The following is an 8,848-nucleotide window of genomic DNA, read 5'->3' as shown; positions in this document are numbered from 1 at the left end:
TTTTTGGTGAAAAAAGGGTGTAATGAGGGTGGGGTTAGCTTATAGAGAGCTTATAGGAAGCTTATACGAATCTTGGACGATTGGTATAGGAAGGGTGTATAATTAGTTGACTCATAGTATAATACAGCGATACAAAAAATGTTAAAAACAGGGTTTCGAGACGAAAGAAAAGGAATCCTCACCCCCGTCCCTCTCCCAAGGAGAGGGGGAATGTAGGAACGGAAAAGCGGAGGAAACCTCCCCCCTTACACATACTCCGCTCTTGTAAGGCAAATACTCAGCTGTGCCTGGCTATCTTCGAAGGGGAATATAATGACGGAAAAGTGAGAGGTACGCTGGCAGAAGGTTCGTAGGAGTTTTAGGAGAAGGTCAGAGGAGTTAGGTCGTCGTAGTGCGACAGGCAATTTAAAAATAATATTATATATTGAGGTAAGAAAAGTGTAGCTTACGCTATAAAAATCCTACAAATCTTTACAAATCAAATAAAAAGGCAACAAGTTGCCTGAAAGCCTCGCACAGATTACACGGATTGCACGGATAGCCCAATTGACAATTGATAATTGACAAATGTGATGGGCACAGATTGGCAACTACGTTGCTGGATTTCACAGATTACAATGTAAACACAGCTGTAAATCAGTATTATATATATCGAACTGACATTTAGTAATAGACAGTTACTGATGCAATTCTACTGGGGGATGATAATTAATGCCTTTGTGTAGCAAATATTGCAATTGGAGGTCTAACTTTTGGGTGAATTGTTGCCAATCACGCTTAGGCATCTCTGTCCACCCTGCTTCGGATAAGGCTAAAGCGCGAGGATAGGTCATATAAAAAGCGCGGAATACATCTTTCACACTTTCGCCCCACAAAGTAGCTTCAACTCCTAAAATATATTGATTTTCTTCTTCGGCTGTGAGCGAAAAGGCGGGATTAAATTCATATACGCGTTGTAGGGTGAGGGTAGGCATCCAATCTACATTAGGCAAATCGTTTTTGGCTTGTGGATAATCGAAGTAGGCGTATTCACCGGGGGAACAAATCAGTTTGAAATTATCTTTTTTAGCGCGCTCCAATACTTGCGGAGTAGTACGCATTCGCCATAGATACATCACACTATTTTTGGGATAGGAGGGGACTTCTAACTCTAACCAAATAAGAGGACGCTTGTGGTTTTTCTCTAATGATCGATTTACCCTTTTGAAAAACTCACTCATCAGTTGTTGGTTATTGGTAGTGTGAAGGCTTTGTTTGAGTTTGAGAGTAGGGGAGTGTTCAAGCCACTTGTCCATAGGGGCTTCATCACCCCCAATATGAAAATAAGGGCAGGGGAAAATAGCTGATAATTCGCTAATGACATCATCGATGAAAGTAAAGACTTCTTTTTTGCCTACACACAACAAATTCTTAGAAACACCTGCGGTAGTGCGTACCCTAATGAGGGTATCGTTGCAACTGAGGAAAGGATAAGCAGCTATGGCAGCATCGCTATGACCTGGTACATCGAACTCAGGCACCAACTGTACATTGCGCTGAAGAGCGTATAGTACGAGATCTTTTATCTGCTCTTGGGTATAAAAGCCTTCGTTATTGCGTTTAGAACCTTCGAAATCGGAACGTTTGCTCCCTATTTCGGTGAGTTTAGGATATTTCTTGATTTCTATACGCCACCCTTGGTCGTCGGTGAGATGCAAATGTAAGTAATTGAACTTGTAATGAGCCATTACATCAATGTATTTTTTAATATCGTCTATCTTCCAGTAATGCCGAGCGGGGTCAATCATTAAGGCACGATAAGCAAAACGAGGCGCATCGGTAATGGTAAGACAAGGCAAAGATTTTTTGTGTGTTACCTCTGCCCCGAAAACAAGTTGGTTGAAGGTTTGTTCGGCATAGAACTTTCCTGCTTCGGTAGCAAACTTGATGATAATTTGGTTAGGTTTGATGATAAGCTGATAGCCTTCGGGATTATTGATAAACTTATCCTGTATATAGCTAATTTTGGTACTTATCGGACAAGTACCCTTATGATAAGTTATCTCATTAGGCTTTGGTACCACATTGATTTGTGCGGAAAGTGGTAAGGCTAAAAATAGTAAGATGTAAAATAGTTTAGACATAATATAAGAAAATGAATGATTATAAAAGTATAAAAGCCTCCCTCTCTCCCCTTAAAGAGGGGGAACTGTAGCGATGCAAAAGAGGCTTTGGTGATATTCTATTAGGGTGCATTAATCAATCTTTACATTCTTAGTGCGTTCTAATTTAAAACGTTCTTTATTCCAATGAAAAGGTTTGAACTCTTGATTTTTGATAATTTTATTATTGCGGTAAATGAGATTCTCTACTGATTTGGCATAGAGAATAGGCTCATCAAAAGTTTCAAACACATTGTTTTCAATAGTAATATTAGAATGGAAATACTTTTGTTGTGCTTCTAAGTTAGGGATTTCGGGATAGATGGAAATGATAGCGTTCGTAAATTGATAATTAGCGGTAAGTGCATTGATGAAGTGGTTGTTTTTGATAATTACATTGTGGCAAGCACCTGTTTCATACCACCCATTACAATCGCCACAGAGTAAGATAGCAGTGCCGTGAGTATGGTCGAAGGTGTTATTGGCACAGACGACCTTTTTAGGAGTGCTAAACAGTGCCCCACGAGCCCGATTGTTACGCACTATATTGTTTTTGAAAATCACCTCAGGTGTCCAAGTAAGGTTTTCTACCCCACAAGGTGTATCGGGGTTTACTTCGGCAGGTAGTATTTCATTAAAAGTGATTTTAAATATTTTAGCACCTACTTCGGTAGGTTTATCAACGGCTTTAATGGCTTGAATGCGATAGGTTTTATCACCGATAACGTCCATTGTCTTGGAGGCAATGAACTGCACTTTATCACCTACATTGCCCCAGAGGAATCCCCACGATTGGGGGTGCATATACTGCGCTTTGATAGTGTGATTATCTTCACGAGCTATTACTTTTAGGTAAGTGCCGTGTACGTTAATAGCATCATCAGCCATACCTTCATAGACTCCGTTTTCAGAGCGTATGAGTCCTTTGCAAGCTGAAAAGTGAGTTGCATCGGCTTGGGTAGTGAAATAGCGTTCGGTGCCTTCTTTTAAAGCTACGCGAAAGCGGTTGAGGGTTATATTTTCGGTGAGTTGGGCTAAGAGTCCCATACCTTGGGTGTTATGCACAGTTATATTTTCTAACTTCACGTTTTTGCTTTCAGTAACGAAAATGGCAGGTGTAGGACGTGTGTAGGTGCGCAATACAAAACGCTCTCCTTTTTCCAAATAAGGTTTAGCACCTATGCCTTCGATGCGGAACTCATTAGGGGCTATTTCGGTAATTTTAGTAGGATTAAAATTTACGTCGGCTCGCTTATAAGCCAAACGTTTGTCAGCTCTGAATATCATACCTCCAAAGGGAGTTTCTTCATAATCTTCGCCAGTGAAGAAGAGTTTTCCGTCCTTGATTTTGTAGTTTCCTTCGGGGTAGAGTTGGGCTTTTACGGTGTTATTTTTTGCATCTACTTCGGTAATGTGCAACTGACGCAAATGAGGGGTTGCAAAGTCTATCGAAAAGTTTTTAAGAGTGATATTGGTACAGTTTTTCACTACGATAGGCAAGATAGTGCCGTGAAAGAGCCATTCGCTGTTACTGCCGTCAATCACTACATCGTTTAAGTTTTCGAGATAAAGTCCTACTTTTTTGGGATTGGTTTGGTCGTGGTTGGAGATGTAGAGTTCTTTATCGGTAGTTTGGTTGAGATAAAAATGATAAGTATCCTTGTTAAGGACGATATGTTTATGGCTACCTACTTCCATTTGAGCGGGTGTAGCAGGGGTAGTAACGGCTGTTTTGCAAGCTACTAAAAGTAGTATCGTAAAGAGTAATATAAAGTTAAAATTTTTCATTGTTTTTGGTAAGTAAATTTATAACAAACTTTGTCAAAGCCCTAAGACTTTGACAAAGTTTTTGATGCAAAAGAGAGTTTTTAAATGCCCTCTTGTATTATAAAAAATGTACAAATTACCAACCAGGGTTTTGTGTGTATTTTACTAATTGTATCTGGTCGATAGGCAATGGGTATAGATATAGTTTATCGTTCCAAGTGTGGTGTCCTGCCGTAATGGAAGGGTAGATAATGAGGTAATTATCACTGTCTACAGGTAAATTACTAACACCTGAGTTCGCAGGATATTGTGCTTTTAAGGCAGCATTGAGCTTCATCCCACGTATAATTTTAGGATTTTCAATCAACTTGCCAGCTTTCCAGCGTTTGATATCATCGATACGAAAACCTTCACCAATGAGTTCAACACGGCGTTCACGGCGTATTTCGTACAACAAAGGGGTAACGGTATAGCCGTAGTTTATAGCGTGAGTATCAGCGGTTACAGCAGTGGTAAGATGTGGCATTGCTACACGATCGCGCAGTTTGTTGATAGTTTTATCTAAGTCAGCTTGAGAGAGAGAACCTAATTCATATTTAGCTTCGGCAAAATTAAGTAATACTTCGGCATAGCGAAATATAAAAAGGTCTAAATCACTTTGATTAGCAATCCACTGTTCAGGGTCACTGGAACGTCCTTTGATAAGCCAATAACCAGTGCTTGTTTGCCCTGTACCTACAGCCGGTAATGTTACTACTTGGCGTTTAGCAGGGTCAGGGTTTTCAGTCCATACAAAACCTGGAGTAGCGACTGTTTGAGCATAACGAGGATCTCGGTTGGCGGCTTCGCCTGCTGGGGTACTATCGTCATAAGTGAAGGTAGTAGTGCCAATAGGCAATCCATCAGTAAAGAGGTAAGATTCGATAAAATCCTTACTACAACCAGTGCTATTTTCACCTGCTGTACGGGTATAACCGTGAGTGCCTGTTCCTTTGATATAGGTACGGTGGAAGATAGCTTCGGAGTTGCGAGATAAATCTTGCTGAATAAACAAATTACGGTAATCTTTATCAGGGTTACCCGTAGTATAAACACTATATCTACCAGAATTAATAAGGCTTTCCGAAGCTTCGACTGCTGCTTGCAACCAAGAACTTTCATCACCCAATGTATGGTATTTGCGATAAGTACCTTCCCATAAGGCAACACGTGATTTTAAAGCTAAAGCAGCGTCTTTGTGTAAGCGTCCTGCTTCGGCTTGGGCTTTTTCAGGTAAGTTTTGGATAGCAAAATTCATATCTTCCATAACTTTGTCCATCACTTGTTTGTGAGCTACACGAGGTCCGAAAATAATAGGAGAGGCATCGTTTACTTTGGTAAGAATCAAAGGAACATCGCCAAAAGTCTTTACCTTATTCCAATAGTACAAAGCGCGGAAAAAGCGTACCTCGGCAGCATATTGTTCTTTTTTTGAACCAGTAGAGCGGTTGTAATTATCCAAGAAGAAATTGCAATTGTAAATACCGTTCCAATCGTTAATACTCCAACCACCTCCTGTAGCAGGTATGGTGTAAGTACCTGCCAAGAAACTGTTCATATTCTTAGGAGCCATATTGTCAGAGTCGTTATCATTATAGAAGAACTGTACAGGCAAACCACCATAAAAACGGTTAGCAAAGATCTTTAAGTCTTCATCGCTATTAAAATATCCTTTTTCATTAAAAGCATCAGGAGGATATTTATCTAAGAAGTCATCATTTTTACAGCTTATTTGACTTAGCAAAGCACCTAAAAGGCTTATAAATGTGATATGTTTATATATTCTTTTCATTGTATTACTATTTAAATTATCAATTAGAAACGAGCTTGAACTCCAATCGTAATCACACGGTTGATAGGGTAATTCTGACTAAGTAGCTCAGGGTCGTATGATTTGATGAGTTTTGTCCATTCGCAGAGGTTTTGCCCTGTGATGAACAAACGCAAGTTTTGCAAACCTATATTACTTAAAACTTCTTTAGGTAAAGTGTAACCTAAGGTTATTTGTTTTAGACGTATGTAAGAAGCATCTTGCATATAGCGAGTTTGAGTTCGTGTATTTCCCCAACCACCGAAGCGCAAACGTGGATAGTAAGCGTTAGGATTTTCGGGTGTCCAGTGGTCTAATTGGTTAGTTGCAGGTACAGACCATTCGTCGGCATTACTAAATCCCCAGAAATACACATCGTTTAACATATAATCGCGTTTGCCAACTCCTTGGAAGAAAACAGTAAAATCGAAGCCTTTATATTCGGCATTTAAGTTCAAACCAAAGGTATAGCGTGCCTGGTTATTACCAATAACTGATAAGTCGCCGTGGTCATCTAAAGTATTTTTACCATAGTCGATTTTTCCATCGTTGTTTAGGTCTTTATACTTCACATCACCTGCCAACCACTTGTAGCCTGCTAATTTGGTTTTGTCAAGTTTAGCAGCATCTTCATCAGTTTGATAGAGACCTTCTGTAGTATATCCCCAAATTTCACCTATTTCTCTACCTACATAGTAATCTCCTAAGCTACCTGTAGGGTTCAAATCGTATTTAGTAATGAAAGAGCGACTATCCGCTAAGTTAAACGATACGCCATATTTAAAATCTTCACCTATAGCATCGTGCCATCCGAGAGTGAGTTCAAAGCCTTTGGTTTCAAGGTCTGCAGCATTGCGTTGTGGAGCCCCTACGCCTAAAACAGCAGGTAGTGCTAATCCATTTACAAGCATACCCGTAGTGTTGCGGATGTAGTAATCAAAAGAACCAGTTAAGCGATTGTTCAAGAAACCAAAGTCGACACCAAAGTTACGAGTAGCTACTTCTTCCCAAGTAAAATTATTGCTTACTAAACCAGGAGCTGATACATAAGGCAACTGTTGGGTACCGAAGATATAACCTGTTTGATTACCATAAGGCATAGTAGGTAAATAAGGATAAAGAGCGTTCACTTGTTGGTTAGGCAATTTACCGTATGAGGCACGGAATTTCAAATCACTTACCACACTGTTAATAGGCTCAAAGAACTTCTCTTTGGAGATACGCCAACCTAAAGAAGCTGATGGACTAAATACATAGCGATTTTCACGACTGAAACGTGAAGAACCATCATATCTACCATTTACTTCTACCAAGTATTTTTGATTGTATACATAGTTTAAGCGGAAGAAAGATCCTATCAGTGCCCAATCGGAAATACCACTACCTACACTCGGTTTATCATCATTATTAAGTTTGAGGAAAGGATAGTCTTGATTCACTAAGTTTTTCACTTGTACACTGAAAGATTCATTATGTTTAGACTCTTGGTTATAACCTACCATTGCTTTAAAGTAGTGTTTTTCAGCAAAAGTATTTTCGTATTGTGCATAAATATTAGCAGCCTTATAGAGGTCGTGGCTATTGCCTTCATACACAGTAGCAGGGTTGTTATGAGGATAATAACCCAAATCAGTTGCCTTATCGGGGTCATAAATACTAGTACCATCAGTGGGGGCACCGTATTCTTTGAACATCTTTACGTTGTTTTTGCTATTTATATGATAAGGATTCCAAGTGTAATCACCAACTATTTTAACATTTTTTATAGGGGTGAGAGTAAAACCAGAGGTTATCCATATATCATCTGATTTATAAGTATCACGTGCGCCAGTAGCAATTACAGCAAAAGGATTTGTAAAGTTACCTTGCCCAGAGAAGTGTCCGTCAGGGTGATATACAGGCATTAACGGTTTCACATCGGTAGCGAAACGCTCAGCTGAAAATCCACGACCTACATTAGCAGGCTGGTCGTTATCTTTGTGATTGACTGTTGATTTCAAATAGAGAGATAACCACTTTGTAATATCGGTATTAATGTTTAGCGTAATGTTATAGCGTTCAAATTTTTGTTTGGCTTTTTTGAACAAGCCATCTTCAGAAAACATACCCACTGAAGCCAAATAAGTTGTTTTATTTGTACCTCCTGAAAGTGATATATTATTCTGAGTTTGAGAAGCCCAACCAGGATACATTTCTTTTATCCAGTTGGTATTACCTACATATCGGTATTTTCGAGCATCGTTAGGGTCGATATATACTGAATTGGCAGGCGTAGGATTGGCTAAGTACTCTTTCGCTTTTTGAAGGTCAGTATCAGTGAAGTTTTGTGAACCAACCCCACTGCCGGTAGCACGACCAGTACGGTCAGCTTCCATATACATTTGCAAGTATTCTACTGAATTTACCAAGTCAGGCAAACGAGTAGGACGTGTAATAGAGTAGTCGGAGGAGATGTTTATTTGCATAGGGGTTTCTTTCTTACCTTTTTTGGTGGTAATCAAAACTACCCCAAATGCAGCACGACCTCCATATATAGCTGCTGAAGCGGCATCTTTTAACACAGTAACGTTCTCTACATCGTTAGGATTGATTTGGTTAGGGTCCATCTGAACGCCATCGACAAGTACTAATGGAGAACCACCGTTGAGAGAAGTATACCCGCGGATATTGAAAGAAGAACCAGAACCAGGACGACCGTTGCTAGTAGTGATGTTGAGGTTAGGGATAACACCTTGCAAGCCTTGTCCGATAGTAGTAAGGGGGCGACTTTCTAACACCTTAGCATCGACAGTAGCGATAGCTCCCGTAAGGTTTTCTTTCTTTTGAGAACCATAGCCCACTACTACTACTTCACCTAATTCTTGGGTGTCCTCTTTTAGTTTCACATTGATAATCAAGCTATTACCCCCCCCCCCCTTACCAATGGTTTTTTCTTGGGAAGCATAGCCCATAAAACTGAACAATAGCACGTTGCCTGGAGAGGCTTCAATGCTATATTTACCATCAAAATCAGTAGCTACCCCACGGGTAGTTGATTTGATTTGCACACTCACTCCAGGAAGAGGAGTGCCTTTCTCATCGGTAACAGTAC

Annotated in this window: 4 protein-coding genes; all 4 read right to left on the bottom strand. The window is 39.9% G+C overall.

The window, feature by feature from the left end:
* Positions 1-677: 677 nt before the first annotated feature.
* On the bottom strand, positions 678-2,123 hold the full coding sequence (locus HMPREF1321_RS02600) for a beta-N-acetylhexosaminidase (RefSeq protein WP_009421245.1): 1,446 nt from the start codon (positions 2,121-2,123) through the stop codon (positions 678-680).
* Between the two features lie 111 nt (positions 2,124-2,234).
* Positions 2,235-3,929, bottom strand: a complete 1,695-nt coding sequence (locus HMPREF1321_RS02595; RefSeq protein ID WP_009421246.1) for a right-handed parallel beta-helix repeat-containing protein — start codon at positions 3,927-3,929, stop codon at positions 2,235-2,237.
* Between the two features lie 115 nt (positions 3,930-4,044).
* Positions 4,045-5,739, bottom strand: a complete 1,695-nt coding sequence (locus HMPREF1321_RS02590) for a RagB/SusD family nutrient uptake outer membrane protein (RefSeq protein ID WP_009421248.1) — start codon at positions 5,737-5,739, stop codon at positions 4,045-4,047.
* 23 nt (positions 5,740-5,762) lie between these two features.
* The coding region (locus HMPREF1321_RS02585) for a SusC/RagA family TonB-linked outer membrane protein (RefSeq protein ID WP_009421247.1) at positions 5,763-8,848 on the bottom strand (3,086 nt) is incomplete at its 5' end.

The sequence above is a fragment of the Capnocytophaga sp. oral taxon 412 str. F0487 genome (genome assembly GCF_000271925.1).
Classification (GTDB): Bacteria; Bacteroidota; Bacteroidia; order Flavobacteriales; family Flavobacteriaceae; genus Capnocytophaga; species Capnocytophaga ochracea.
Note: the sequence above shows the minus strand (reverse complement) of the source record. Positions and strands in the feature narration are given on the sequence as shown.